This is a genomic window from Pseudomonas zeae (assembly GCF_014268485.2).
In the GTDB taxonomy this organism is placed as follows: Bacteria; Pseudomonadota; Gammaproteobacteria; order Pseudomonadales; family Pseudomonadaceae; genus Aquipseudomonas; species Aquipseudomonas neuropathica.
This window is the reverse complement of record NZ_CP077090.1, coordinates 4,068,618-4,093,744: the sequence shown is the minus strand read 5'-3', so window position 1 is coordinate 4,093,744 and position 25,127 is coordinate 4,068,618. Positions and strand designations below refer to the sequence as shown.

23 protein-coding genes and 1 pseudogene are annotated in these 25,127 nt (G+C 60.5%); 8 read left to right on the top strand and 16 right to left on the bottom strand.

Translation table 11 applies throughout. From position 1 onward, the window contains the following. Nucleotides 1–115: 115 nt before the first annotated feature. Nucleotides 116–1,351, top strand: coding sequence for an MFS transporter (locus HU754_RS17830; RefSeq protein WP_186623600.1), 1,236 nt, complete (start codon nucleotides 116–118; stop codon nucleotides 1,349–1,351). 30 nt (nucleotides 1,352–1,381) lie between these two features. After that, nucleotides 1,382–2,656, top strand: a complete 1,275-nt coding sequence (locus HU754_RS17825) for a glucarate dehydratase family protein (protein WP_186623601.1) — start codon at nucleotides 1,382–1,384, stop codon at nucleotides 2,654–2,656. Nucleotides 2,657–2,753: 97 nt separating this feature from the next. Here HU754_RS17825 and HU754_RS17820 read toward each other — a convergent pair whose 3' ends face one another. Further along, nucleotides 2,754–3,638, bottom strand: coding sequence for a LysR substrate-binding domain-containing protein (locus HU754_RS17820; RefSeq protein WP_095050036.1), 885 nt, complete (start codon nucleotides 3,636–3,638; stop codon nucleotides 2,754–2,756). Nucleotides 3,639–3,795: 157 nt separating this feature from the next. Between HU754_RS17820 and ydiJ the strand changes: the two genes are divergently transcribed. After that, nucleotides 3,796–6,822: a D-2-hydroxyglutarate dehydrogenase YdiJ gene (gene ydiJ / locus HU754_RS17815; protein WP_186623602.1), complete on the top strand. Its 3,027-nt coding sequence runs from the start codon at nucleotides 3,796–3,798 to the stop codon at nucleotides 6,820–6,822. Here ydiJ and HU754_RS17810 read toward each other — a convergent pair. Then, the gene (locus tag HU754_RS17810) at nucleotides 6,755–7,444 is read right to left on the bottom strand and encodes a paraquat-inducible protein A (RefSeq protein WP_186623606.1); all 690 of its coding nucleotides are present in this window, start codon (nucleotides 7,442–7,444) and stop codon (nucleotides 6,755–6,757) included. The genes ydiJ and HU754_RS17810 overlap by 68 nt on opposite strands. Then, nucleotides 7,441–8,037 carry a paraquat-inducible protein A gene (locus tag HU754_RS17805; protein ID WP_093437478.1) on the bottom strand — a complete coding sequence of 199 codons (597 nt, stop codon included), beginning with the start codon at nucleotides 8,035–8,037 and terminating at the stop codon, nucleotides 7,441–7,443. Before HU754_RS17805 ends, HU754_RS17810 begins: the two co-directional genes overlap by 4 nt. 217 nt (nucleotides 8,038–8,254) lie before the next feature. Here HU754_RS17805 and HU754_RS17800 point away from each other — a divergent pair, with 217 nt between their 5' ends. Further along, nucleotides 8,255–9,421 carry an acetyltransferase domain-containing protein gene (locus HU754_RS17800; RefSeq protein WP_186623608.1) on the top strand — a complete coding sequence of 389 codons (1,167 nt, stop codon included), beginning with the start codon at nucleotides 8,255–8,257 and terminating at the stop codon, nucleotides 9,419–9,421. Between the two features lie 4 nt (nucleotides 9,422–9,425). Here the strand turns inward: HU754_RS17800 and HU754_RS29490 are convergent. Further along, nucleotides 9,426–9,536 (bottom strand): annotated as a pseudogene (locus HU754_RS29490) (LysR family transcriptional regulator); the annotation flags it as partial. 4 nt (nucleotides 9,537–9,540) lie between these two features. On the opposite strand from HU754_RS29490, the gene HU754_RS17795 reads away from it, so the two are divergent. Further along, the gene (locus HU754_RS17795) at nucleotides 9,541–9,792 is read left to right on the top strand and encodes a hypothetical protein (protein WP_225920003.1); all 252 of its coding nucleotides are present in this window, start codon (nucleotides 9,541–9,543) and stop codon (nucleotides 9,790–9,792) included. Between the two features lie 519 nt (nucleotides 9,793–10,311). On the opposite strand, the gene HU754_RS17790 is transcribed toward HU754_RS17795, so the two are convergent. After that, complete coding sequence (locus HU754_RS17790) at nucleotides 10,312–11,703, bottom strand: aldehyde dehydrogenase family protein (RefSeq protein ID WP_186623610.1); 1,392 nt, start codon at nucleotides 11,701–11,703, stop codon at nucleotides 10,312–10,314. Nucleotides 11,704–11,806: 103 nt separating this feature from the next. On the opposite strand from HU754_RS17790, the gene ptrR reads away from it, so the two are divergent. After that, nucleotides 11,807–12,685 (top strand): putrescine utilization regulator PtrR, encoded by an 879-nt coding sequence (gene ptrR / locus HU754_RS17785; RefSeq protein WP_186623642.1) that lies wholly within the window; start codon nucleotides 11,807–11,809, stop codon nucleotides 12,683–12,685. A 27-nt stretch (nucleotides 12,686–12,712) separates the two neighbouring features. On the opposite strand, the gene HU754_RS17780 is transcribed toward ptrR, so the two are convergent. Next, entirely contained in the window at nucleotides 12,713–14,278 is a 1,566-nt protein-coding gene (locus HU754_RS17780; protein ID WP_186623611.1) for an aldehyde dehydrogenase (NADP(+)), read from the bottom strand. Continuing rightward, nucleotides 14,275–14,913 carry a cysteine hydrolase family protein gene (locus HU754_RS17775; protein WP_186623612.1) on the bottom strand — a complete coding sequence of 213 codons (639 nt, stop codon included), beginning with the start codon at nucleotides 14,911–14,913 and terminating at the stop codon, nucleotides 14,275–14,277. Before HU754_RS17775 ends, HU754_RS17780 begins: the two co-directional genes overlap by 4 nt. A gap of 98 nt (nucleotides 14,914–15,011) precedes the next feature. Here HU754_RS17775 and HU754_RS17770 point away from each other — a divergent pair, with 98 nt between their 5' ends. After that, complete coding sequence (locus HU754_RS17770; RefSeq protein WP_186623613.1) at nucleotides 15,012–15,509, top strand: winged helix-turn-helix transcriptional regulator; 498 nt, start codon at nucleotides 15,012–15,014, stop codon at nucleotides 15,507–15,509. 6 nt (nucleotides 15,510–15,515) lie between these two features. On the opposite strand, the gene HU754_RS17765 is transcribed toward HU754_RS17770, so the two are convergent. Both HU754_RS17765 and HU754_RS17760 read right to left on the bottom strand, forming a co-directional pair. After that, nucleotides 15,516–16,139 carry a glutathione S-transferase gene (locus HU754_RS17765; RefSeq protein ID WP_186623614.1) on the bottom strand — a complete coding sequence of 208 codons (624 nt, stop codon included), beginning with the start codon at nucleotides 16,137–16,139 and terminating at the stop codon, nucleotides 15,516–15,518. A 100-nt stretch (nucleotides 16,140–16,239) separates the two neighbouring features. Then, nucleotides 16,240–17,655 (bottom strand): purine-cytosine permease family protein, encoded by a 1,416-nt coding sequence (locus tag HU754_RS17760; RefSeq protein ID WP_186623615.1) that lies wholly within the window; start codon nucleotides 17,653–17,655, stop codon nucleotides 16,240–16,242. A gap of 235 nt (nucleotides 17,656–17,890) precedes the next feature. On the opposite strand from HU754_RS17760, the gene HU754_RS17755 reads away from it, so the two are divergent. Then, complete coding sequence (locus tag HU754_RS17755) at nucleotides 17,891–18,802, top strand: LysR family transcriptional regulator (protein WP_186623616.1); 912 nt, start codon at nucleotides 17,891–17,893, stop codon at nucleotides 18,800–18,802. 18 nt (nucleotides 18,803–18,820) lie between these two features. Here HU754_RS17755 and argE read toward each other — a convergent pair whose 3' ends face one another. The 7 genes from argE to HU754_RS17720 form a co-directional block, all read right to left on the bottom strand. Then, the gene (gene argE / locus HU754_RS17750) at nucleotides 18,821–19,969 is read right to left on the bottom strand and encodes an acetylornithine deacetylase (RefSeq protein WP_186623618.1); all 1,149 of its coding nucleotides are present in this window, start codon (nucleotides 19,967–19,969) and stop codon (nucleotides 18,821–18,823) included. Then, nucleotides 19,966–20,643, bottom strand: coding sequence for a DUF1028 domain-containing protein (locus tag HU754_RS17745; protein ID WP_186623620.1), 678 nt, complete (start codon nucleotides 20,641–20,643; stop codon nucleotides 19,966–19,968). The genes argE and HU754_RS17745 overlap by 4 nt, the downstream gene beginning before the upstream one ends. A gap of 120 nt (nucleotides 20,644–20,763) precedes the next feature. Beyond that, entirely contained in the window at nucleotides 20,764–21,180 is a 417-nt protein-coding gene (locus tag HU754_RS17740) for a RidA family protein (RefSeq protein ID WP_007910844.1), read from the bottom strand. 57 nt (nucleotides 21,181–21,237) lie between these two features. Further along, a complete protein-coding gene (locus HU754_RS17735) occupies nucleotides 21,238–22,557 on the bottom strand; it encodes a flavin-containing monooxygenase (protein ID WP_186623622.1) in 1,320 nt (439 codons plus the stop codon). 207 nt (nucleotides 22,558–22,764) lie between these two features. Beyond that, a complete protein-coding gene (locus tag HU754_RS17730) occupies nucleotides 22,765–23,031 on the bottom strand; it encodes a FecR/PupR family sigma factor regulator (RefSeq protein ID WP_186623624.1) in 267 nt (88 codons plus the stop codon). 58 nt (nucleotides 23,032–23,089) lie between these two features. After that, nucleotides 23,090–24,460 carry an ATP-binding protein gene (locus HU754_RS17725; protein ID WP_186623625.1) on the bottom strand — a complete coding sequence of 457 codons (1,371 nt, stop codon included), beginning with the start codon at nucleotides 24,458–24,460 and terminating at the stop codon, nucleotides 23,090–23,092. Beyond that, complete coding sequence (locus HU754_RS17720; RefSeq protein ID WP_186623626.1) at nucleotides 24,436–25,101, bottom strand: response regulator; 666 nt, start codon at nucleotides 25,099–25,101, stop codon at nucleotides 24,436–24,438. Before HU754_RS17720 ends, HU754_RS17725 begins: the two co-directional genes overlap by 25 nt. Between the last annotated feature and the right edge of the window lie 26 nt (nucleotides 25,102–25,127).

The following is a 25,127-nucleotide window of genomic DNA, read 5'->3' as shown; positions in this document are numbered from 1 at the left end:
CTAATCCGGGTATCAATCGAATGCCAAGTTAGATTAGACGGGATCAATGATCGCCGTCCATGATCGACCCATCGCTTTACGCCATCCCTAAAAAAACAAGATCGGGAGTCGCCCCTTGAAAACCCTCCAGAGTCCGCTGGACGTCACGGTGCTTGCCCGTGCGGCAGCCAAGGTCAAGCGCCACGTGCTGCCGCTGTTCGTGGTGATGTTCATCGTCAACTACATCGACCGGGTCAACATCGGTTTCGTGCGCAGCCACATGGAAACCGATCTGGGCATCGGTGCGGCGGCTTACGGCCTCGGTGCCGGTTTGTTCTTCGTTGGCTACGCGCTGTTCGAAGTGCCGTCCAACATGCTCCTGCAACGTTATGGCGCACGGGTCTGGCTGACGCGGATCATGTTCACTTGGGGCGCGGCCGCCATGGCCATGGCGGTGTTTCTTAGCGGTTCGGCGATTGCCTCGGTGATCTCCGGCCCGGTGTCCGGTGCGTTGCTGCATATCAGTGGCCTGGGTTTGCATGGCTGGCAGTGGATGTTCCTGATCGAGGGTGCCGCATCGGTGGTGCTCTGCGCATTTGTCTGGTTCTGGCTGCAATCGCATCCGCGTCAGGCCAAGTGGCTGAGCGAAGAGGAACGCGAAGCGCTGGTGGCGGCAATTGCCGAAGAGCAGCGCGCTCGTGAGGCGGTGCAAGTGGCCAAACCGTCGATGTTCAAGCTGTTGGCGGATCGGCAGATTGCGCTGTTCTGTTTCATCTACTTCTCCATTGCCCTGACCATTTACGGCGCGACGTTCTGGCTGCCGAGCATGATCAAGAAGATGGGCAACCTCGGTGACTTCCAGGTCGGCCTGCTCAATTCGATTCCGTGGATCATTTCGATTGTTGCCATGTACGGTTTTGCGGCGATGGCCGGCAAGTGGAAATTCCAGCAGGCCTGGGTCGCGCTGACACTGGTGATCGCGGCGATCGGCATGTTCATGTCGACCACTGGCGGGCCGATCTTCGCCTTCGTTGCCATCTGTTTCGCCGCCATCGGCTTCAAGGCTGCGTCGGCTTTGTTCTGGCCGATTCCGCAAAGCTATCTGGATGCGCGCATTGCCGCTGCAGTGATCGCGTTGATCAACTCCATCGGCAACCTCGGCGGCTTCGTTGCGCCGACGGCGTTCGGCATCCTCGAAGAAACCACCGGCTCCATCGAGGGCGGTCTTTATGGCCTGGCGGCGACGTCACTGGTCGCTGCAGTGGTGATCTTCTTTGCTCGCACGACCCCGGGTGCCAAGGGTAAAACTCCGGCAAAGCCCCATGACGAGACCGCCGTTGTCGCGACGGCCAGACCGGCCGCGAGCCATTGAATTGATTGTTGATCTGTCAGGAGCGTTATCTTGAAAATCACCCGTGTCACCGTGACTCCGATTGCCTTTCGTGATCCGCCGCTGCTCAACGCCAGCGGCATCCACGAACCCTTTGCCCTGCGCTCGATCATCGAGATCGAAAGCGATAACGGCTACATCGGCCTCGGCGAAAGCTATGGCGATGCCCCGGCGCTGGCGATCCAGCAGCAGTTGCAGGGGCAACTGATCGGCCTCGATCCGTTCAACCTCAACCAGTTGCGCGCGATCGTGCAGGCCACCGTTGCCGCGAACAAACCTGCAAGCATTGCTGGTGCCGAACTGGCGCCCGGTTCCCACGCCAGTAAAGCAGTGAGCAATGCCTATTCGGCGTTCGAAGTGGCGTTTCTCGATTTGCAGGCGCATTACCTCAATGTGCCGCTGGTGGATTTGCTCGGCGGTGCCATTCGCGATGAAGTGCCTTTCAGCGCTTACCTGTTCTTCAAGTACGCACAGCATGTCGATTCGCCGTACAAGCCGGATAACTGGGGCGAGGCACTCAGCGAGCAGCAGATCGTTGCCCAAGCTGCACGGATGATCGAGGCGTACGGTTTCAAGAGCATCAAGCTCAAGGCCGGCACCTTGCCGCCGGAGCATGAGGTGGCGTGCATCAAAGCGTTGAAAAAGGCTTTTCCCGGTTACCCGTTGCGCATCGATCCGAACGGCAACTGGTCGCTGGAAACCTCGATTCGCATGGCCGAATTGCTCGGCGATGATTTGCAGTATTACGAAGACCCGACGCCGGGCCTTGACGGCATGGCCGAACTGCACAAGCGCACTGGACTGCCGCTGGCGACCAATATGGTGGTTACCGACTTCGACGAATTTCGCCGCAGCGTTGCGCAGAACAGTGTGCAGATCGTGCTTGCCGATCACCATTACTGGGGCGGCCTGCGCGACACGCAGACGCTGGCGAAAATGTGCGATGTGTTCGGTCTCGGTGTGTCGATGCATTCCAACTCGCACCTGGGTATCAGCCTCATGGCGATGGCGCATGTCGCGGCGGCGGTGCCGAATCTGGATTACGCCTGCGACACCCATTACCCGTGGCAGGAGCCGGATGAGGAGGTGATCAAGGGTGGCAAACTGCCGATTGTCGATGGCTGCGTGAAGATCACCCGCGCGCCGGGGCTTGGGCTGGAGCTGGATCATGAGCAGTTGGGCAAGCTGCATGATCAGTATCTGACGTGCGGGATTCGTCAGCGTGATGATGTGCGGCAGATGCAGCGCTACAAGCCGGACTGGAAGGCGGTCAAGCCACGGTTTTGAGGTGTTTGATTTGACGCCATCGCGAGCAGGCTCACTCCTACAGTTGGAATGCGCTTCCCTGTAGGAGTGAGCCTGCTCGCGATTGGCGTCCTCATGTTCACAACGTTTTTACCAGCCAATCCCGAAACGCTTTCAGCGACGGCAAATTCTCATTGCGCGGCGGATACACCAGGTAATAGCTGCGCCGACTGGTAATCGGCTCGCCCAGTTGCAACAACTCACCACTCAACAACTCATCCTCAACCAGAATCCGCGGCACCAAACCCACACCAATATTGGCCCGCACTGCCTGAATCAAGTGCGAAGTCATTTCAAAGCTCGGCCCGATGCGCATGCTGCGGTGCGGCAGACCTTGATGGCTGAACCACTCCGCCCACGCCTGCGCATTGCTGCTGACATTGAGCAGCAGTTGCCCGGCGATGTGTTGTTCGGCGTCGTCGCGTTCGGCGTCGGACAACTGCGCACTGGCGATCACCACCAGTTCCTCGGTGTGCAAGGGCAGGGCGGTCAACCCCGGCCAGTCCCCGCCGCCGACGCAGATCGCCGCATCGATTTCGCTGGTGTCGAAGTCGATCGCTTCGATACGCGAATGCAAATGCACGGTCATACCCGGGTGCGCGGTGTAGAAATCCTTGAGTCGCGGCAATAGCCACTTCGAACCGAAAGTCGGCAGCGTTGCCAGGCGCAAGCTGTGAATGCCCGAGCCAAATGCCATGGCCTGCAAGGTCGCGCTGCGAATCTGCCCAAGCGCTTCGGCGAGTTCGCGCTGATACATGCGCCCGACATCGGTCAGCACCACTTGCCTGCCTTCGCGCGTGAACAAACGCATGCCGAGCATCTTCTCGAGAATCTGCACCTGACGGCTGACCGCACTCTGCGTCAGCGACAATTCATGGGCGGCGCGGGTGTAGCTTTCGTGGCGTGCGGCGGCCTCGAAAGCCAGCAATAACGACATGGAAGGCGTGAGCGTGCGCGGATTCATTCGTAAAAGTCATCAATAGCGGGTCGAATTTACGGTTGTCCCGGCGTTCGCCAGCAATGAACATGGGCACCATGAGATGGCGGAGCCTGACGCAATCATTCGTTGCGTACAACTGTTCACCGCCACACGGCCCGATTTGACCGAGATACCCTGACCGATGATTGCCCAGCTGTCCCCCGCCAAAGCCCTGACCAGCGATTACCAGCAGTTCCTCAAAGCCCTGAAAGCCAGCGGCTTTCGCGGTGAAATCAGCGCCGATTACGCCAGCCGTGTGGTGCTGGCGACCGACAATTCGATCTATCAGCGCCTGCCGCAAGCGGCGGTGTTTCCGCTGGACGCTGATGACGTGGCACGGGTGGCGCGGCTGATCGCCGAGCCGGCCTATCAACAAGTGGTGATCACCCCGCGCGGTGGCGGCACCGGCACCAACGGCCAATCGCTGACGGACGGTATTGTCGTCGACCTGTCGCGGCACATGAACCGCATCCTCGAAATCAACGTCGAGGAACGCTGGGTGCGGGTGCAGGCCGGGGTGGTCAAGGATCAGCTCAACGCCGCGCTGAAATCCGCCGGGCTGTTTTTCGCCCCGGAATTGTCGACCTCCAACCGCGCCACCGTCGGCGGCATGATCAACACCGATGCCAGTGGTCAGGGCAGTTGCACCTATGGCAAGACCCGCGACCATGTGCTCGAACTCGACATGATCTTGCGCGGCAGTGAGCGTCTGCACGGTCTGCCTCTTGAGGAAAGCGAACTCGAAGCCCTGTGCGCCCGCGAAGATCGCGTCGGTGAGGTCTATCGCTGCGCCCGGCAGATCATTGATGAGCAGGGCGAGCTGATCAAACAGCGTTTCCCCGATCTCAACCGTTGCCTGACCGGTTATGACCTGGCGCACCTGCGTGAGGCGGACAATCGCTTCAACCTCAACAGCGTGCTGTGCGGTGCCGAAGGCTCGCTGGGGTTTGTCGTCGAAGCGCGGCTGAACGTACTGCCGATTCCCAAACACACGATGCTGGTAAACATCCGCTACGCCGGATTCATGGACGCACTGCGCGACGCCCGCGCCTTGATGGCGCTCAAACCCTTGTCGATCGAAACCGTTGACTCGAAGGTCTTGCTGCTGGCGATGCAGGACATCGTCTGGCACGGCGTCGCCGAGTATTTCCCGGAAAGCGCCGAGCGGCCGACCCTTGGCATCAACCTGGTGGAGTTCTGCGGCGAAGATCCCGAAGACCTGCAACGCCGGGTCGAGGCGTTCGTCGAGCACTTGAGCAGCGACCGCACGGTCGAGCGTTTGGGCCACACGCTGGCGGTCGGTCATGCGGCGGTAAACAAGGTCTACGGCATGCGCAAACGCGCGGTAGGCCTGCTCGGCAACGTTGCCGGTGAAGCGCGGCCGCAGCCGTTTGTGGAAGACACCGCGGTACCGCCGCAGCACTTGGCCGAGTACATCGCTGAATTGCGCGACCTGCTCGACAGCCACGGTTTGCAATACGGCATGTTCGGTCACGTCGATGCAGGCGTGCTGCACGTGCGGCCGATCCTCGACATGAAAGACCCGCAGCAAGCGGCGCTGGTGCGTCCGGTGTCCGATGGTGTCGCCGCGCTGACCCAGCGTTATGGCGGCCTGTTGTGGGGCGAGCACGGTAAAGGTCTGCGCTCGGAATACTCACCGGCATTCTTCGGTGAGTTGTATCCGGCGCTGCAAGCGCTGAAAGCTGCATTTGACCCGTTCAACCAGTTCAATCCGGGCAAAATCGCCACGCCGGCTAACACCGATGCGGCGCTGCTGAAAATCGATGAAGTCACTTTACGCGGAGAACTCGATCGGCAGATCGACGAGAAGGTTTGGCAAAGCTACGGCGCCGCGATGCACTGCAACGGCAACGGCGCCTGCTACAACTTCGACCCTGATGACGCGATGTGCCCGTCGTGGAAAGCCACCCGCGAGCGTGCGCAATCGCCCAAGGGCCGGGCTTCATTGATTCGTGAGTGGCTGCGTTTGCAGGGCGAGGCGGGCGTTGACGTATTGTCCGATGTGATTCGCCAACCGGCATTTTTCAGCTCGCTGTGGCAGCGCTGGCGTAACAGTCGTTCGGCGTCTGCAGACTTTTCCCATGAAGTCTACGACGCCATGGCCGGTTGCCTGGCGTGCAAATCCTGCGCGGGGCAGTGCCCGGTCAAGGTCAACGTGCCGGAGTTTCGTTCGCGCTTTCTCGAGCTGTATCACAGCCGTTATCTGCGCCCGGCGCGGGATTACCTGATCGCCTCGCTGGAATACAGCATCCCGTACATGGCGCGGATTCCGGCGCTGTATAACGGGTTGATGGGCGCTGCATGGGTTCGCGGGCTGCTGGAACGCGTCGGCGGCATGATCGATGTGCCGTTGCTCAGTCGCTTTGATTTTCATGCGGCGATGCGCCGTTGGCAGGTGCAGCCAGCGACGGTGTCGACCTTGTCGGCGCTGACCCCGGCGCAACGCGAGCGCAGTGTGGTCATCGTGCAGGATGCCTTCACGCGCTACTTCGAAGCGCCGCTGTTGGCGGATCTGGTCGAGCTGATTTCGCGTCTGGGTTATCAGGTGTATCTCGCGCCGTTCAGCGCCAACGGCAAGCCATTGCATGTGCAAGGCTTCCTCTCGGCGTTCAACCGCGCGGCGTTGCGCAACGCTCGGCAGTTGCGTGATTTGGCGGACATCGGTGTGCCGTTGCTGGGCCTCGATCCGGCGATGACGCTGGTGTATCGCCAGGAATACCTGAAAGTCCCGGGAATGCAGCAATGCCCGGAGGTGGCGCTGGTGCAGGAATGGTTGCTCAAGGTAATGCCAGAGCAGGCGGCGCAGGATAAAACCGCCTCGTTCCGACTGCTCGCCCATTGCACCGAGAAAACCAACGCCCCGGCCGCGACTCGGCAGTGGGAGCAAGTGTTCGAGCGCGCAGGGTTGAAACTGGCCACGCAAGCCACCGGTTGCTGCGGCATGTCCGGGACCTACGGCCACGAAGCGCGCAACCGCGAAACCTCAGCGGTGATCTACGAGCAGTCGTGGGCCCGTCAGGTGGCGGCGCCGGCAGAGCAGGGTGAAGCGTTGGCCACGGGGTATTCCTGCCGCAGCCAAGTCAAGCGCCAGTCGGATCAGGCACTGCGCCATCCGTTGCAGGTGTTGCTGACGGCTCTGCGTCGCTGAGTGGTTCATCGTCCGGAGCGTTGTCCCAGATCAGCCGGGGGTCGAAGCTCATTGCCGAGAGCATGGTCAGCACCACGACCATGCCGAAGAACAGGATGCCCGGTCGCGGTTCGATATCGCCCAGTGTCTGGAACTTCACCAACGCTGCGACCAGTGCGACCACCAGCACATCGAGCATTGACCAGTAGCCGATCAGCTCGACGAAGCGGAACATTTTCGAGCGCTCTCGGCGTGCCCAGCCACTGTCGCGTTGCACAGTGATCAACAACAGCGACAGGGCGACGAACTTGACGCCCGGCACGGCGATACTGGCGATGAAGATGATCAGTGCGATGTCCCACGCGCCATGCTGCCAGAACTCCAGCACGCCGCTCATGATCGTGCTGTCAGACCCGCTGCCAAGCATGGTGGTGTTCATCACCGGCAGCAGATTGGCCGGCACGTAAAACGCCAGCGCCGCGAGCATGTAGGCCCAGGTGCGCGCCAGTGAATTGGTCTTGCGCCGGTGCAGCGGCGCGTCGCAGCGCGGGCATTCATGCGGCTCGTCGGTCATGTCGCAAGCCAGGCCACAGCTGTGGCACAGGCACAGGTTGAGTTCGCTGGCAGTCGCGGGTCGGTTCATGGAATATCCCATAGGTCGCGGATATCGCGGCCGGCAATCCTGATCATCATCAAACTCAGCACGGCCAATGCGAACAGGCCGATGCCGGGCAACACGTCGAGCAATCCCGCCAGTTTGAACACCGCGACCATCGCCCCCAGCAGGCACACTTCGAGCATGCTCCACGGCCGCAGGGTTTCCAGCCAGCGCATGCACAACTTGAACCCCGGTGCGCGTCGCGATGACAGCGCGAAGCTAAGCACCCAGGTCAGCAGGACCAGTTGAAATGCCGGGGCAATAATGATCGAAATCGCCGCAACCATCGCTATGAAGGTGATCGGCCCCTGACTCAGCGCCAGCACCGAATCCCACAGCGTCGCACTGTTTTTCAGGCCTTTGAGGCTGATGCTCATCACCGGATAGAAATTGGCAAACAGCCACAGCATCGCCGCCGTGAAGGTCAGGGCCAGGCGCTGTTCGACGGTCAAACCGTTGAAACGCTGGAGCACGCCGCCGCAACGCACGCACGAGGTTTTCTGGTGTTTGGCCAGCACGGCTTTTTCGTACACGCAGTCGCAGTGCTCGCAGATGATCAGGTGTTCGGTGTTGACCATGGACAACGCTCGACAACAGGCCGCAAGGGCAGGGGACTTGATCACTATAGAAGCCTGAGGCGGGAGGGCAACCTGGACGGCGTGATCGGCTGCGGTTTTCTGAGAATTGCTATCGATTGGGCTTTGGATTTTGCTTTTTAGTGTTATAAGGTAACGCAAAATTTTCAGGGCAGTCCTGGTCGGCGCCCGCTGTTAACCCTTCGATTGCGAAACGCTCATGACAATTGCGCTCCCCCGTTCTGCCTCGCCCACTGGCCGGCTGCTGTCCATTGACGCCCTCAGAGGCCTGGTCATTCTGTTCATGCTGCTGGACCACGTGCGCGAAACTTTTTTGCTGCACCGCCAGGTCGCCGACCCGATGGACATTGCCAGCACTGAACCGGCGTTGTTTTTCAGTCGCACGCTGGCGCATCTGTGTGCGCCAGTGTTCGTGCTGCTGACGGGATTGTCGGCGTGGTTGTTCGGCGAAAAGTACGCAGGCAAGGCCGATGTCAGTGCGTTTCTGTTCAAACGCGGTCTGTTTCTGGTGGTGCTGGAGTTCACGCTGGTGAACTTCGCGTGGACCTTCCAACTGCCACCGAGTGTGATTTATCTGCAAGTGATCTGGGCGATCGGCTTGAGCATGATCGCCCTGTCGCTGCTGGTGTGGCTGCCGCGCTGGCTGTTGCTGACGTTGAGCCTGACGATCATCGCCGGACACAACCTGCTCGACGCGGTGCATTTTCCAGTGGAGTCGGCCCTGCACGTGCCATGGGCGATTTTGCATGATCGCGGCTGGATCGAAGTCAGTGAAAATCTGCGCCTGCGCACCTCCTATCCGTTACTGCCGTGGATCGGTGTGATCGGTCTGGGTTATGCGCTGGGGCCGTGGTTTGCTCGTGGCGTTGAAGCAGGTTTGCGTCAGTGCCACCTGCTGATCGCGGGTAGCGCCGGGCTGCTGGGTTTTGTCGGCTTGCGGCTGATCAACGGCTATGGCGAAAAACCATGGGCCGTGGGTGACACGTCGGTGCAAACCCTGATGAGTTTTTTCAACATCACCAAGTACCCGCCGTCGTTGCTATTTATCGCGCTGACCGTGAGCGTCGGGCTGTTGCTGCTGCTGGCCTTCGAGCGTGTACAGGATCGCCGCTGGATTCGCTGGCTGACTGTGTTCGGTTCGGCACCGATGTTTTTCTATCTGCTGCACCTGTACGCGTTGAAGGTTTTGTACCTGATTGGCGTGGCCTTGTTCGGGCTGAATCAGGGTAGCTATTTCGGCTTTTCGTCCGTCTCGGCAATCTGGCTGGCCGCAGTCATTCTGGCGATTGTGCTGTTCCCGGCCGTGCGTTGGTTTTCGGCGTTGAAGGCTCGTCGCCGTGACATCGCTTGGCTGAAGTATCTGTAAACGCCTAACGCCGGTTGCGCGCGAAGTCGATAAACGCCTTCAGCACTGCCGGCACATGACGGCGGCTCGGGTAGTACAAGTGCAGACCCGGACAGTAAGGGCACCAGTCTGCCAGTGCCGTGCACGTGGTGGCGGGTGCCGAGGCGTCGCTGATCGCCGAGAACGCGCACCGGGTGACCACCGGCGATATGGCGCATGCGATCAACACCGTGCCAGGTCTGGCCAATGAACGTTTGGTGCAAGGTTATGCGGCGGCGTTTCAGTATCTGCTGCACATCCTGACGGTGATCACCCTCGCATCGGCGGCGGTGGTGCTGGGATTGTTGAGCAAGGATCGCAGTGTCGCCGAGCCACAACAGGCTGCTGCATAAACCCAATGTGGGAGCGAACCTGCTCGCGAAAGCGGTGAGTCAGACAATGGAGATGCTGACTGGGCCGGCCTCATCGCGAGCAGGCTCGCTCCCACTTTGGATTGTGCCTAGCCAACGATTTTCAATCTGTCTGCGAATCCCTGTGGGAGTGAGCCCGCTCGCGAAAGCGGTGAGTCAGACAATGAAGATATTGACTGGGCCGGCCTCATCGCGAGCAGGCTCGCTCCCACTTTGGATTGTGCCAAGCCACCTATTTTCAATCTGTCTGCGAATCCCTGTGGGAGCGAGCCTGCTCGCGAAAGCGGTGAGTCAGACAATGGAGGTGTTGACTGGGCCGGCCTCATCGCCAGCAGGCTCGCTCCCACTTTGGATTGTGCCTAGCCAACGATTTTCAATCTGTCTGCGAATCCCTGTGGGAGCGAGCCTGCTCGCGAAAGCGGTGAGTCAGACAATGGAGATGTTGACTGGGCCGGCCTCATCGCGAGCAGGCTCACTCCTACAGGGGTTTCGGTGCCTGGATTATTTGCGATCCAGCCACACCGTCTGCGCATTGCAGAACTCGCGCACGCCGAAGTGCGAGAGCTCACGGCCGAAACCACTCTTCTTTACACCGCCAAAGGTCACGCGCGGATCGCTGGCGGAGTAGCCGTTGATGAACACGCCGCCGGTGTCCAGTTCGCTGGTCAGTTGCTGGGCCAGTGCCACGTTGGCGGTGTAGATCGTGGCGGTCAGGCCGAACTCGCTGTCGTTGGCCAAGGCCACGGCATGCGCGCAATCGCGGGCGGTGATGATCGAGGCGACCGGGCCGAACAGTTCCTGTTTGAACGAAGTCATGCGGTCGGTGACATCGGCCAGCACGGTCGGCTCGTAGTAGTTGCCCGGTCCTTCAGACTTGCCGCCGCCGAGCAACAGCGTTGCGCCTTCTTCAAGGGTGTCGCGCACTTGCTGGTCGAGTTCATCACGCAGGTCGAAACGTGCCATCGGGCCGATGTAGGTCTCGGCAGACAGCGGATCACCGACCTTCAACTTGCGCGTGGATTCGACGAATTTACGGGTGAATTCTTCGACCACGCCTTCTTCGATGATCAGCCGTTTGGCTGCAGCGCAGACCTGACCGGAGTTCTGGTAGCGACCGATCACCGCCGCTTGCACGGCTTCATCCAGATCGGCGTCGTTGAGCACGATAAACGGATCGGAACCGCCGAGTTCCAGCACGCATTTCTTCAGCGCGGCACCGGCCTGAGCGCCGATGGCCATACCGGCACGCACGCTGCCGGTCAGGGTCACGGCGGCGATACGCGAGTCGGCGATGGCAGTGGAAACGCCTTCCGGGGTGACGTTGATCACTTCAAACACGCCATCGGCGAAACCAGCGCGGGTGAAGGCGTCGCGCAGCAGATAGGCGCTGCCCATCACGTTCGGCGCATGTTTGAGCACGTAAGTGTTGCCGGCGATCAGCGCCGGTACGGCACCGCGCAGCACTTGCCAGATCGGGAAGTTCCACGGCATCACTGCGAGGATCGGGCCGAGCGGACGGTATTCGATGCGCGCCTTGCCGCCTTCAACCTGGGTCGGTTCAGCGTCAAGCATGGCCGGGCCATTCTCGGCGTACCACTCGCAGAGCTTGGCGCATTTCTCGATTTCACCACGGGCCTGAGCAATCGGCTTGCCCATTTCCTGGGTGATCATCGTGGCCATGGCTTCGCTGGTTTCACGCAACGCACCGGCCAGGGCGCTCAACAAGCGCGAGCGATCTTGCAGCGGCTTGCGCTTCCACTTGCCAAAGCCATAGGCGGCGCGGGTCAGCGCAGCGTCAAGGGCAGTGGCGGACTCAAACGCGTAGTGACCGATCTGCGCGCCGGTGGCGGGGTTGATCGAGATGGCGTGGGTCTGGCTGGAAATCTGGCTCATGGCATCGTCCTGCATGTTCGTCGGATGGGCCTAGAGTAGGGTGGTGTTTGTTTTCTGGAAACTGAATAATAAAGATCGTTTCTTTCACGATTGGAGAATGACTGTGGATCTGGTGCAGCTGGAAATCTTCAAAGCCGTTGCCGAGCACGGCAGCATCAGCGCCGCCGCCACGCAGATTCATCGCGTGCCGTCGAACCTGACCACGCGGATCAAGCAACTTGAGCAGGATCTCGGGGTTGATCTGTTTATCCGTGAGAAAAGCCGTTTGCGTTTGTCCCCGGCCGGGTGGAGTTTCCTTGAATACGCGCGGCGAATTCTCGACTTGGTGCAAGAGGCCCGGGCGACGGTGGCGGGAGAGGAACCGCAGGGCGCGTTTCCGCTAGGCTCACTGGAAAGCACGGCGGCGGTGCGCATTCCCGAATTGCTCGCGGCGTACAATCAATTGCACCCCAAGGTCGATCTCGACCTGTCCACCGGCCCCTCGGGCACGATGATCGACGGCGTGCTGTCCGGGCGTCTGGCTGCAGCGTTTGTCGACGGCCCGGTGCTGCATCCGACGCTGGAAGGTGTGCCGGCATTCGAAGAGGAAATGGTCATCATCGCGCCGCTCAATCATGCCCCGGTCAAGCGCGCGGCGGATGTGAATGGCGAGAATATCTACGCCTTTCGCTCGAACTGTTCCTACCGTCACCACTTCGAAAAATGGTTCAGTACCGATGCTGCCGTACCGGGCAAGATCTTCGAAATGGAGTCGTATCACGGCATGCTCGCCTGTGTCAGCGCGGGCGCCGGGCTAGCCCTGATGCCGCGCAAAATGCTGCAAAGCATGCCGGGCAGTGCAACGGTCAGTGTCTGGCCGTTGGCAGCGGATTTTCGCTATCTGACCACTTGGCTGGTGTGGCGGCGGGGCACGGTGTCGCGCAGTCTGAGCATGTTTGTGCGCTTACTGGAGGAGCGCGGGGTGGTGCGGGCAGATTCGTGATCGCGTCTGCCGCGCCCCGGATCGCCGTTATTGCCCGTCGACGCTGCGCGGCAGATTCAGCGGATTTCCTTCGCGCAACACCTCTGGCAGCAACACATCGGGAAACCCCTGATACGCCACGGGCCGCAAGAAACGCTCGATCGAGGTCATGCCGACCGAGGTGAAGCGGCTGTCTGAGGTCGCCGGAAACGGTCCGCCGTGCACCGTGGCGTACGTCACTTCCTGTGGATGTGCAAAGGCGTTGACCACGATGCGTCCAGTGCGCCGTTCGAGGATCGGCAGCAGGCGCCGCGCCAGTTCCAGGTCGGCACCTTCAAGATGAATGGCAGCGCTTAGCTGTCCCTTGAACGAGCGGGCGACCGCCAGCAGTTCAGCTGCATCGTTGACCGATACCAACAGTGCTGACGGGCCGAACACTTCATGGGCCAATACCGGTTCGCTGAGCAAATGCTGCCCCTCGATTTCCAGCAAGGTCGCACGCCCGGCGAATGTGGCATTGGCCGGCGTGCCCACGGCGATCACCTGCGCGCCGGCACCTTCCATCTCCGCCAGACCTTCGATGTAGGCGCCATGAATGCCCGGTGTCAGCATCGCCCGCGCCGGTGCTTCGCCGACCCGTTTACGCATGGCGCTGCGCAGCTCATCAAAACCGGCACCACGGATGGCAATCAGAATCGACGGACACAAACATGCTTGGCCGACGTTGACCAGCATCCGTTCGATAAAGCCGTCACCGATTTCGGCGCCGCGAGCCGCCAGCGCCTCGGGCAGGATGAAGGTCGGGTTGACGCTGGTCATTTCGGTGAACACCGGGATCGGCTCGGGGCGCAATTGCGCGCGGCGATAGAGCGCCATGCCGCCCTGTTCAGATCCGGTAAACGTCACAGCCTTGATCAACGGATGATCGACCAGCGCTTCGCCGATGGCATTGCCGCCGCCACGCACCATTGAGAAAACCCCTTCGGGCAAGCCATGCGCCTGCACGGCTTTACGAATGGCTCGCGTCTGGATTTCCGAGGCGCCGGGGTGGGCGTTGTGCGCCTTGAGAATCACGGTAGCGCCGGCCGCCAATGCTGACGCGGTATCGCCACCCGCCACCGAGTAGGAAATCGGGAAGTTGCTCGCGCCGAAAATCGCCACCGGGCCGATGGCGATTTTTTGCAAGCGATGATCCATCCGTGGACGCGGCTGACGCTGGGGTTGTGCCGGGTCGATCGCCAGTTGTAGAAAGCGGCCCCGGCGCACCACATCGGCGAACTGGCGGAACTGGATCGCGGCTCTCAAAGCTTCGCCCTCAAGCTGAGCTTCGGGCAGCCCGGTTTCGAGTGCCGCGCGTGCCGCCAGTTCGCTGCGCACCTCATCGAGGTTGTCAGCGATGCTCTCGAGAAACGCGGCACGCTTGGCCAGCGAGGTGTGGCTGTAGTGGTCGAACGCGGCATCGGCGAGTGTTGCAGCCCGATCAACCTGGGCCGCACCGCCGAAAGCGAAGTCCGGTTCTATCCGTTGATCGGTGGCCGGGTTCAGCGCTTTCATCGTGCCTTCGGTGGCGGCAACATCCGCCGCGCCGATCAGCAAATGGCCGGTCAGATTCATTGCGCTTCACCCTGGGCTTTGAGGTTGGCAATCAGTTCGTCGGTGCTGGCAATCACGTGAGCGAATGTCGGGCCGTTGAGTTCGTGGGCGGCGTGCATCATTTCCGCTTTGAAGGCCGCTGTTGCATCGCGGACCAGGGTGACGTGGTAGCCCAGTTCCGAGGCATAGCGCGCGGTGGCTTCGATGCAGGTGTTGGCCAGCAGGCCGACGATGATTACGTGGGTGACGCCTTGCTGCTTCAGGCGAAAATCCAGGTCGGTGTTGGCGAATCCACTGGAACCCCAATGTTCCTGAACCACGATATCGCCATCCTTAGGGGCGAAATCCGGGTGCCATTCGCCGCCCCATTCGCCCCGGGAAAAATGATGCATGTGCATGATTTTGCATTGGGTCGGGGTCGGGTGGTCCCAGGTTTCGTAGTCGCCTTTTTCCCAGCGATGATGGGGTACGATGACCACCGGAATGTTCAGGTCGCGCACCGTGCGGTCGAGTTTGCGCAGGTTGTCGAGCAGGCCGTTCTGCTCGGCCATGGGTTTGATCAAAGGGAAAATCTTGCCACCCTCCGAAAGAAAATCGTTGTACGGATCGACCAACAGGTAGGCGGTTCTGTCCAGCGGATAGGGGGTATTCGACATGGCTGCTTGCTCCGGCAATGGGATTATCGGTGCACAGGGCTTGTCCCGGCATCGTGTAGATATGATAATCATAGTAACTGTAAAAGAGGCAAGCCCTGATGGTAGTAAACGATAGTCTTCCCGATACGCTGTGCCCGATCTCCAGGGCCGAGACGATCGTCGGCGACCGCTGGACCGTGCTGGTTTTGCGCGAGTTGTTCATGGCCAATCATCGCTATGACGAGATTCAGGCGCAGACCGGCGGTACGCCGCAGATGGTTGCCGCGCGTCTGAAATGCCTGGAAGCGGAGGGGCTGGTTGAGCGCCGGTTGTACAACGAACGGCCGAAACGCTACGAGTACCACCTCACGGCGAAAGGTGAGGCGTTCTACCCGGTGATCATTGCGTTGCGGGCGTGGGGAGAGACCTGGTGCAAATCACCGGAGGAGGGGCTGGCGGTGAACATGACCCACAAAAACTGCAACCACAGCGCCGGTCTCGGGCCGCTGTGCGAGCACTGCGGTGAACCGTTGCGTCGGCAAGATCTGATCAGCCAGCCACAAGCAGCCTACGCCGCCGAACGGCAGGCGCGGCGTGAGGCGTTCAAAAGCAAATAACCGCGATTACGGCGTGCCGTTGCGACCGTGCAGCAAGTAGCCTGGGCGCAGGCTCAAACGTTCGTAATAGGCTTTCACTGCGGCAAAATCCGGGTGAGCCAGTGGGGTTTCGAACCAGCGGTTCACCGACAGCCCGATGGGAATGTCCGCCAGGGAAAACTGTTCGCCGCTGACGTAGGCGCCGGTCTTCTCCAGTTGCCGGTCGAGGATTGCCATGTTCTTCGACCATTGCTCAATCCCGACCGCCAGTGCGGCGCTGTCCTGATGCTCAGGCGACTGTCGCACCAGCGATAGAAACGCATACGACCACGAGCGATTCAGCTCCGACGCTTGCCAGTCGATCCACTGATCAATCCGCGCCCGTGTTTGCGCGTCTGTCGAGTAGAGGTGCGAACCGTCATAGCGCGACACCAGATAACGAATGATCGTGTTCGATTCCCACAACGTGAAGTCGCCGTCCTGAATCACCGGCACCATGGCACAGGGATTGAGCGCGAGAAACTGCGCATCGTGCGTCGATCTGAATCCCGAACCCCAGTCTTCGCGCTCGAAAGGAAACTGCAATTCAGCGCAAGTCCACAGGACTTTGCGCACGTTGATCGATGAGGCTTTACCCAGTATTCGCAGCATTGGATTTCCCTTACCCAATAATCGTCAGGCTTGAAGTAATACCACACCGCAATAGACAAGGCCCGCACTGGGCGGGCCTTGGTTGTTCATCAGGTCAAAATCACAGACTGCTCGCCAGTTTCCCGCCCATCATCCGCCGACGGTAGGACGTGTCCCGATTCGCCAGCCAGAAATACAGCGGCGAGGTCACCAGCAGTCCCACCAGCCAGGACAGGTCCGCGCCGTTGATATGCGCCGACACCGGGCCGACGTACAGCGGCGTGTTCATGAACGGGATCTGCACGGCGATGCCGATCGCGTAGGCCAGCAGCGCTTGCGGGTTGTAGCGGCCGTAGATGCCGCCGTCGACCTGGAAGATCGACTGGATGTCGTACTGACCTTTGTGGATCGCGTAGAAGTCGATCAGGTTGATCGCCGTCCACGGCACCAGCACCACCAACAACACCAGCACCATGTCGACGAAGTGGCCAATAAAGTCCTTCGAGGCGCCGACGGCGGCAAAGCAGCAGGCCAGCAACACGATGATCGAGATCACCGCGCGGCTCTTGGCGGTGGGGATCCAGCGGTAGGCGAAGGTTTGCACCAGAGTGATCAGCGACAGCACCGCGCCGTAGAGGTTGAGGGCGTTGTGGCTGATCACGCTGAGCAGAAACAGCACCAGCATCAGCGGGCCAATCGAGCCGGTGGCGAGTTTCACCGCGTCCATGGTGTCCATCCCCACCGGTGTCGCCAGCACTGCGACGGCACCGAAGATGAACGCCAGACTCGAGCCCAGCGCTGAACCCAGATACGTGGTCCAGAACGTCGACGAGACTTTGACGTCGGCCGGCAAGTAACGCGAATAATCGGACACGTAGGGCGCAAACGCGATCTGCCACAACGCCGCCAACGACACAGTGGCCAGCCAGCCGGACAGGTTGAAGCTGCCGCGAGTGAGGAAATCATCGGTTTGAATGTGGGTGAAGATGTAGCCGAAGCCGACAACGATGCCGATCCCCAACACCCACGTGCCGATGCGGTTGAGCACGTGGATAAAGCGGTAGCCGATGATGCCGATGATCCCCGAACCGACTGCGCCGATGACGATGCCGACCGGCACCGGAACGCTGTCGACCACGCCATGCAGCGACTTGCCGGCCAGCACGATGTTGGAGGCGAAAAAGCCGATGTACATGACGCCGGCAATCAACACCACCAGTAGCGCGCCGAGCGAGCCGAACTGCGCACGGCTCTGGATCATCTGCGGGATGCCCATCTGCGGGCCTTGCGCCGAGTGCAGCGCCATCAACACGCCGCCGACCAGATGGCCGACGAGAATCGCGACGATGCCCCAGACCAGATTCAAGTGAAACAACTGCACGCCCAGTGCACCGGTGACGATGGGCAACGGCGCGATATTGCCGCCGAACCAGAGCGTGAACAGATCCCTGACCTTTCCGTGGCGATCTTCGGGGGGCACGTATCCTATCGTGTGTTTTTCAATCAGCGGAGCGGAGGATGCTGTTGGGGTAGCCATGACGAACTCCAAGGCAAGGATGAGTACGTGGACGTACTTCGGCAAGCGCCGGCACGGGCGGCGCATTTCTTGTTGAAGTGATCATGTGCAAAGCGTCGGGATAGATAAATTAGTAAGTTTGTTGCTACAGACCTTAAAAAAAATATGCTTCGGCTGGCGCCTGCGTCCGGTATGTTCAAGCTTGATCGTGCGCCAGGGAAACAGGGCGAACACTCGCGCTCTTCGGGAGACTCACATGGCTGCCTACAACCTGCGCCAACTCAAATATTTCGTCACCGCCGCCGACTGCGGCAGCGTTGCCGAGGCCTCACGCAAGCTCTACATCGCGCAGCCGTCGGTCTCCACCGCGATCAAACATCTGGAAGAAAGCTTCGGCGTGCAGTTGTTCATCCGTCACCACGCCCAAGGCGTCTCGCTGACGCCGAGTGGCTCGCGCTTTTATCGCAAGGCGCTGGAGCTGCTGCGGGTGGCTCACGAGTTCGAACAAAATGCGCTGGCTGACAATGACGTGGTCGCGGGGCAGATCGATATCGGCTGTTTCGAAACCGTCGCACCACTGTACTTGCCGCGTTTGATCGCCGGGTTCAAGTCGCGCTGGCCGGGGGTGGAAATCCGCATTCGTGATGGCGAACAACAAGAGTTGGTGCAGGCCCTCACCGCCGGCAGCATCGACGTTGCGATGATGTTTGAACACGACCTGGACAGCACCATCGAAACCACGCCGCTGATGCCGCCGCAGCAGCCTTATGCGTTGCTGCCGGCCAGCCACCGCTTTGCGCAACAGGCAAAGGTCTCGCTGGCTGATCTGGTGCTGGAACCGATGATCCTGCTCGACGTGGTGCCGAGCCGAACCTATTTCGTGAGCATCTTCGAAGAGCGCGGGCTGACGCCGAACATCGTCTTCAGCTCACCGTCGATCGAGATGGTGCGCGGTATGGTCGGCAACGGTTTCGGCTTTTCGATTCTGGTGACCAAACCGTTCAGCGACTACACCTACGACGGCCAGCAAGTCGTGTGCGTGCCGCTGGCGGAAAACGTCACCGGTTCGGGATTGTCGGCGGCCTGGCTGCGTCGTGTGCAACTGACCAAACCGGCGCAATTGTTTGTCGATCATTGCCGCGAAGAGTTGGCCCGACTGCACTCGTGAGTGCCGCCAAGCCGCCTGTCAAAGACTGATAAACGCCAGCATGCGCTGGAGCATTTCATTGCACGCCTGCAACTGATCGAGGCTGACAAACTCATCGGGCTTGTGACCCTGATCCATGCTGCCTGGACCGCAGACCACCGTGGGAATGCCCACCGCATCAAACAACCCGCCTTCAGTGCCGAAGGCCACGGTGCCGAAATCCGTTGAACCGCAGAACGCAGAGATCAACTCGGCGGCCTGGCTTTGCGCATCGGTGGCCAGCCCCGGATACGCCGACAAGGCGCTGAAGCGAATATCACTCTGCGCACTGACCGCGCGCATACGTGGCAGCACTTCGCGTTCGGCGTAGGCTTGCAGCGCTTCGGCAACGAGCGCCGGATCCTGCGAGGGCAGGGCGCGGATTTCGAAATCGAAACGGCAATCGGCCGGCACGATGTTCAAGGCCTTGCCGCCGCTGATCACACCGGTCTGCACCGTGCTGTAGGGCGGGTCGAAGCGCGCATCGTGATGCTCCGGCGCTCTCAGTTGCTGACCGAGACGACCCAGTTCGCCGATCAGTTCGGCGGCGTATTCAATCGCGTTGACCCCGAGCGGCGCATAGGCCGAATGGCACGGATGGCCCTGCACATCGCAGCGCATCGCCAGTTTGCCCTTGTGGCCGAGCACCGGTTTCAGTTCGGTCGGTTCGCCGATGATGCACAGCAACGGTTTGATTGGGCGTTGCTGCAAAACCTTGAGCAACGAACGCACGCCGAGGCAGCCGACTTCTTCGTCATAGGACAAAGCAATGTGCACCGGCATGCGCAGCGGCGTTTTAACCAGTGACGGCACCAGTGCGAGCACACAGGCGATGTAGCCCTTCATGTCCGCCGTGCCACGGCCGAACACTTTGCCGTCGCGCTCGGTCAGTTCGAACGGCGGCAGCGTCCACGGCTGGCCATCGACCGGCACCACATCGGTGTGCCCGGACAGCACAATGCCCGGTTGATCCACCGGGCCGATCGTGGCGAACAGGTTGGCTTTGCTGCGCTCATCGTTGTAGATCAGTGCGCACGGCACGTCGAAACCTTCGAGGTAATCGCGGACGAATTCGATCAGCTGCAAGTTGGATTCACGGCTGGTGGTGTCGAAACCCACCAACGTCTTGAGCAACTCGACGCTGTTCATCGGTCATCACCGGCCACGCCATAACCCGGTGCCTTGGCCGGATCGAGGGCGCGGTCGATATAGTCCTGAAGCTGCGGCTCGTAAGCGTTCCAGAGTTTTTGCAACTCGCCGATCGGGTCTTCATCAGCCCAATCCACGCGCAGATTGACGATCGGCCAGGTCTGTTCACCGACCACCACGACAGCGGCCGAATGCACCGGGCCGGCTTCACCACCGAGGGCTTGCGCGGCGTGCAGGGCCTTGAGCAGACGATCAGCGAGTTGCCCTTCGCCATCCTCGAAGGCGCTGACCATGGCTTCGATCACCGAACGCCCGGCGAGCATGTTGCCAGCGGCGACGCACTGCTCGCCGGTGACAGCATTGTGCACGCCGAGGGTTTGCGCACCGCTGAAATACGCGGTCTGGCCGAGATGGTTGATCGCAGTGATCTGCCGGTACTGGCTGTAGCCGTTGCGCGTGAGGACTTTGTCCAGCGCATCGTCCGGCGCTAGACCTTGCTCCATCAGCGCAAGGACTTCCGGGCCGAGAGACGGCAGGGTGATGTTCTGGCTCGACACCGCGCCAACACCCGGCAGCAGCCACGGGCAACGGGCGCCGACGGCGATGCTGGAGGAACTGATGGCGACACCGAACTGGCCGGTTTCGGCGCAGCGGGCTGTGATTGAAAAGGTCATCTAATGAACTCCTTGTGTGTCTGGACTGGCCTCTTCGCGAGCAGGCTCACTCCTACAGGGGAACGCATTTCAAATGTAGGAGTGAGCCTGCTCGCGATGGCCACAACTCGGTTTCCTGACTTACTCAGGAATCACCGCAATCACATCAATCTCCATCAACCACTGCGGCTGCCCCAACGCCGACACCACCAACCCAGTTGAAATTGGGAACACACCCTTGAGCCACTTGCCGACTTCGCCATACACCGCCTCGCGATAACGCGGATCGATCAGGTAAGTGGTGGTTTTGACGATATGGCTCATGTCGCTGCCAGCCTCTTCGAGCAATTGCTTGACGTTGCGCATGGCCTGTTCAGCCTGCGCGCGCGGATCTCCAAGGCCGACCAGATTGCCGTCGAAATCTGTGCCGACCTGGCCGCGCACATACACCGTGTTGCCGGCGCGCACGGCCTGGCACAGGTCATTGTCCAGCGTCTGGTTCGGGTAGGTGTCTTTGGTGTTGAACATGCGAATGCGAGTGTGGGTGGGCTGGCTCATGGAAAGCTCCTGAAGAAGGTATGCCCGGCGCAATCGGCGCCGGGGCGTAAAGGGCTGTCAAGCGTCGACGGTGTCGGCGGCTTTGCTGTGGCTGTTCTGGTGCAACTCGGCCTCGCGCTGTTCGGCATCGCGGTAGTCGAGGTACTTGCGCTGGGTGGCGATGTGGTCGGCGACATGTTTGGCGTCGTGCCACACGCCCCAGATAAACGACGAACCCCGGCGCGACTGCCACGGCAAACCGAGGAAATACACCCCCGGCTCACTCGACACGCCGCGCTGATGCACAGGCTTGCCTTTGTCATCGAACGCGGCGACTTGCAGCCACGAGTAATCCACGGCAAACCCGGTGGCCCAGATGATCGCGGTGACGCCAGCCTTGGTCAGATCCAGATCGGCCAATGGATTTTTCACGCACTCAGGGTCGGGATAGGTTTCGCGCGCTTCCGGTTCTTCCGGCAGATCGAGGCCGTTGCGCTCGATGTAGGCATCGGCGGCATCCAGCAGCGCCAGATAATTCTCGTCGCCGCGAGTGAGGTTGCCGACCAGGTCCTGCTTAAAGGTCACCACGCCGTTATTGAACGATTCGGTAACGCCGACCAGAGTCATGCCGCGATGGGCCAGACCACGGAAATCGATGGTGCGACCGCCATGTGCGCCGCTGACTGCGATGGTCACGTGCTCGCGCCCCGGCTTCATCGCCGCTTGATCCCACTCGCCGAGCACGCCCAGCCACCAGCAGAAATCGCGGTTGCGATAAGCGCGAGGCGGGCGGTCATGGGCGCCGACCGACAGGTAAACCTGTTTGCCGGAACGTTGCAGCTCATCGGCGATCTGCACGCCGGAAGAACCGGCACCGACCACCAGCACTGCGCCTGCCGGCAGTTGCTGCGGGTTGCGATAATCTGCGGAGTGGATCTGCAACAGACGTTCGTCTTGCGGGGCAATCGCCGGGATCACCGGTTTCTGAAATGGTCCGGTAGCGGCGACGACGCGACTGGCTTCGATCACGCCTTCGGAGGTCTCGACAGTGAAACCCGGGCGGCCGACATTGCGTACCACGCTTTTCACCTCAACGCCGGTACGGACCGGTGCATTGAATTTCTTTGCGTAGGCTTCGAAGTAGTCAGCTACACGTTCTTTCGGGGCGAAACCGTCGGGATCGACGTCATCGAATTCCAGGCCGGGAAAGCGATCGTGCCACGCCGGGCCGTTGGCCACCAGCGAGTCCCAGCGCCCGGTGCGCCAGCGTTCGGCAATGCGATTGCGCTCCAGCACGAGGTGCGGCACACCGAGTTTGCTCAGGTGCTCGCTCATCGCCACGCCCGCTTGGCCGGCACCCACGATCAGCGTGTCTGTTTTTATTATTTCAGGGGTCATCTCTACATCCTTCCTAGCAAGGCAGTGGGATTCGGGCCGCTGTTGGCTTGTCCGTTTTGCTTGAGGTCAGACTAGGGAGAGGGGGGATATCGGTAAAATATTATTAAGCTGGGATGTGAAGATAAAATTCTGATGCAGAGGGGCGAAAGCCTTTGAATACGGTGGGTTGAGCGCTATGAAGGGGAGTAGAAGGGGCAAAACCTGCCCCTACATTTCGCGACTGCCTTTGTGCATCGATGCATCACCGGTCAGGAGCTTTTTCGCCGTCCCGGGTTCTTCCGGCAATTGTCCGCCAAGATCCCAGATTTCAAGCATCTTTGCGTACTCGAAAGCGTGGCGCGGATCGAGCTGAATCCAGTCCTGAAATTGCTGGCGATCATCAGGCGGGCAATGATCGTCGTGCAAGCGCATGCACCAATCGGCGGCTTGGGTAAGGATGTCTTCGTCCATTTCGTCAGGGGTGGAAGAGGTCATGAGCGGGTTCCTGATTAGTCGAATAACGCACCCTACGAAGCGAATTGGGAAAAAAATGTCAAAACGACGTGATGGTTTTCGAGGCGCATTTGAAGTGGACCGTTACGCACAGCCCGCGCTGGTTGCTTTCATCGGTAAAACTCAAACGAATTTCAGCGCCAGTGCGCTCGGCTATCGCCCTGACGATGGACAGACCCAGCCCGGAGCCGGATTGTTCGGTGCCCAGACTGCGATAAAACGGATCGAACACACGCTGTTGTTCTTCGGCGCTGATACCTGGTCCGGAGTCCTTGATCTGCACGACCGCAGCGTCTGCGGTGCACGTCACCGACAAATCGATCTGGCCGCCCTCAGGGGTATAGCGGATTGCATTGTCGAGCAGATTGCGGATCAGCATCGTCAGGTCCATTTCATTGATCAAGACCTGCACGTCTTCAACACTTTCTACGCCGATGTCGATGTTTTTGCGCTCGGCCAACGGCATTGAGTCTTCAAGCACTCGGCGAAACACTGCATGCACCGACATGCGTGTCTGTGGCCGCTCCACGCTCGACTGCGCTGCCGCCAATGCCAGCAATTGATCGATCAGTTGGCGGCTGCGTTCAATGCCCTGAGTCAGTGGCAGCAAGCGCTGGCGAGCCGCCGTCGGCATGTCGCTGGTCGCCAGACGCTCGGCCTGCAACGACAACGCGGTCATCGGAGAACGCAGCTCGTGCGCGGCGTCAGCGACGAAGCGGCGTTGGCTTTCCATCGACGTCGCGACGCGTCCCAGCAAGCGATTGATGGCTACCACGAAAGGGCGGATTTCGCTGGGCAGATGTTGTTCGTCAATCGGGTGCAGCGCTTGCTGGTCACGCTGGTCGATCTCATCGGAGAGCACGGCGATGGGTCGGAACAGCTTGCGCACCAGATCGCCCACGACCAATAGCAATACGGCAAACAGAATCAAAAACGGCAACAGGCTTCGCCAGGCACTTTCCCGTGCCTCGCGGTTACGAATGCCGGTTTCCTGAGCAACGACAATGCGCTCGCCACGGGCGGTGGTTCTGACCATCGCGCGGAAATCTTCACCGGCAATGTTCACGGTCGACAAGCCATCGGCAAGGGTGGCGGGAAAGGGCAGCGGAATGACGTTGTCGTCGTTGCCGTGCGCCAGGCGACCGTCGGCAAGGTACTGGATGATGACGCGTGATTCCTCATCGTCACCCGCCAACGGCTCGGCAGCGGGATAGCGCAAGGTCATCTGCTGGCGATCAAACAGCATGGCCACCTGCTGCAGGTGCGCGTCCTGCATTTCGTGGGCTTCGTCGAGCGCGGAGAAAAATGCAAAGACCCCGGCCAGCACCGCAACAATCAGGATGGCAACGGACAGCGTCACCGACAATCGCAGCTGAACCGAATCGTTCAGGCGCTTTTTGAAACCATCCATCCCATTCCCCTGACGTTCTTGATCACGTGGTTACCGAGTTTTCGCCGCAACGCATGGATCAGAAACTCCACCGCGTTGCTTTCGACTTCATTGCCCCAGCCATAGATGCGATCCTCCAGTTCGCTGCGCGACAGAATCGCCCCCGGCCGGATCAGCAAGGCTTGCAGCAGGGCAAATTCACGGGCGGAAAGTTGCACCTCGTCCGCCTCGGCGGTGCGCGCTTGTTTGGATAGCAGGTCCAGCGCCACCACACCGTTGTCCAGCACCGACTGTGCGCTGCCGCCCTTGCGCCGTAACACCGCACGCATGCGCGCGAGCAGTTCGGCCATGGCAAAAGGTTTGAGCAGGAAATCGTCGGCGCCGCCATCCAGTCCGCGCAGGCGGTCATCAAGACCATCGCGGGCGGTGATGATCAACAGCGGCACAGGATTGTTGCGCGCGCGAATGCTGTCGAGCACATCGAGGCCGTCCTTGCCGGGCAGACCGAGGTCGAGCAGCACCATGTCGTAGGCTTGTGTATCCAGCGCCGCGAGGGCGGTGACGCCGTTTTTCACCCAGTCGGTGGCGTAGCTCGCATCGTCCAGTGCGCCCTGTATCGCATCACCAATCATCGGGTCGTCTTCGACCAGCAATATCCGCATGTCTTGCTCCGCAAAAAAAGGCGCCA

Bases quoted from the DNA above. Each gene is read 5' to 3' on its own strand.
- HU754_RS17820 (WP_095050036.1), bottom strand. From the start codon at position 3,638: ATGAATCCGCGCACGCTCACGCCTTCCATGTCGTTATTGCTGGCTTTC.
- ydiJ (WP_186623602.1), top strand. From the start codon at position 3,796: ATGATTGCCCAGCTGTCCCCCGCCAAAGCCCTGACCAGCGATTACCAG.
- HU754_RS17810 (WP_186623606.1), bottom strand. From the start codon at position 7,444: ATGAACCGACCCGCGACTGCCAGCGAACTCAACCTGTGCCTGTGCCAC.
- HU754_RS17805 (WP_093437478.1), bottom strand. From the start codon at position 8,037: ATGGTCAACACCGAACACCTGATCATCTGCGAGCACTGCGACTGCGTG.
- HU754_RS17800 (WP_186623608.1), top strand. From the start codon at position 8,255: ATGACAATTGCGCTCCCCCGTTCTGCCTCGCCCACTGGCCGGCTGCTG.
- HU754_RS17790 (WP_186623610.1), bottom strand. From the start codon at position 11,703: ATGAGCCAGATTTCCAGCCAGACCCACGCCATCTCGATCAACCCCGCC.
- HU754_RS17780 (WP_186623611.1), bottom strand. From the start codon at position 14,278: ATGAATCTGACCGGCCATTTGCTGATCGGCGCGGCGGATGTTGCCGCC.
- HU754_RS17775 (WP_186623612.1), bottom strand. From the start codon at position 14,913: ATGTCGAATACCCCCTATCCGCTGGACAGAACCGCCTACCTGTTGGTC.
- HU754_RS17770 (WP_186623613.1), top strand. From the start codon at position 15,012: ATGGTAGTAAACGATAGTCTTCCCGATACGCTGTGCCCGATCTCCAGG.
- HU754_RS17765 (WP_186623614.1), bottom strand. From the start codon at position 16,139: ATGCTGCGAATACTGGGTAAAGCCTCATCGATCAACGTGCGCAAAGTC.
- HU754_RS17760 (WP_186623615.1), bottom strand. From the start codon at position 17,655: ATGGCTACCCCAACAGCATCCTCCGCTCCGCTGATTGAAAAACACACG.
- HU754_RS17755 (WP_186623616.1), top strand. From the start codon at position 17,891: ATGGCTGCCTACAACCTGCGCCAACTCAAATATTTCGTCACCGCCGCC.
- argE (WP_186623618.1), bottom strand. From the start codon at position 19,969: ATGAACAGCGTCGAGTTGCTCAAGACGTTGGTGGGTTTCGACACCACC.
- HU754_RS17745 (WP_186623620.1), bottom strand. From the start codon at position 20,643: ATGACCTTTTCAATCACAGCCCGCTGCGCCGAAACCGGCCAGTTCGGT.
- HU754_RS17740 (WP_007910844.1), bottom strand. From the start codon at position 21,180: ATGAGCCAGCCCACCCACACTCGCATTCGCATGTTCAACACCAAAGAC.
- HU754_RS17735 (WP_186623622.1), bottom strand. From the start codon at position 22,557: ATGACCCCTGAAATAATAAAAACAGACACGCTGATCGTGGGTGCCGGC.
- HU754_RS17730 (WP_186623624.1), bottom strand. From the start codon at position 23,031: ATGACCTCTTCCACCCCTGACGAAATGGACGAAGACATCCTTACCCAA.
- HU754_RS17725 (WP_186623625.1), bottom strand. From the start codon at position 24,460: ATGGATGGTTTCAAAAAGCGCCTGAACGATTCGGTTCAGCTGCGATTG.
- HU754_RS17720 (WP_186623626.1), bottom strand. From the start codon at position 25,101: ATGCGGATATTGCTGGTCGAAGACGACCCGATGATTGGTGATGCGATA.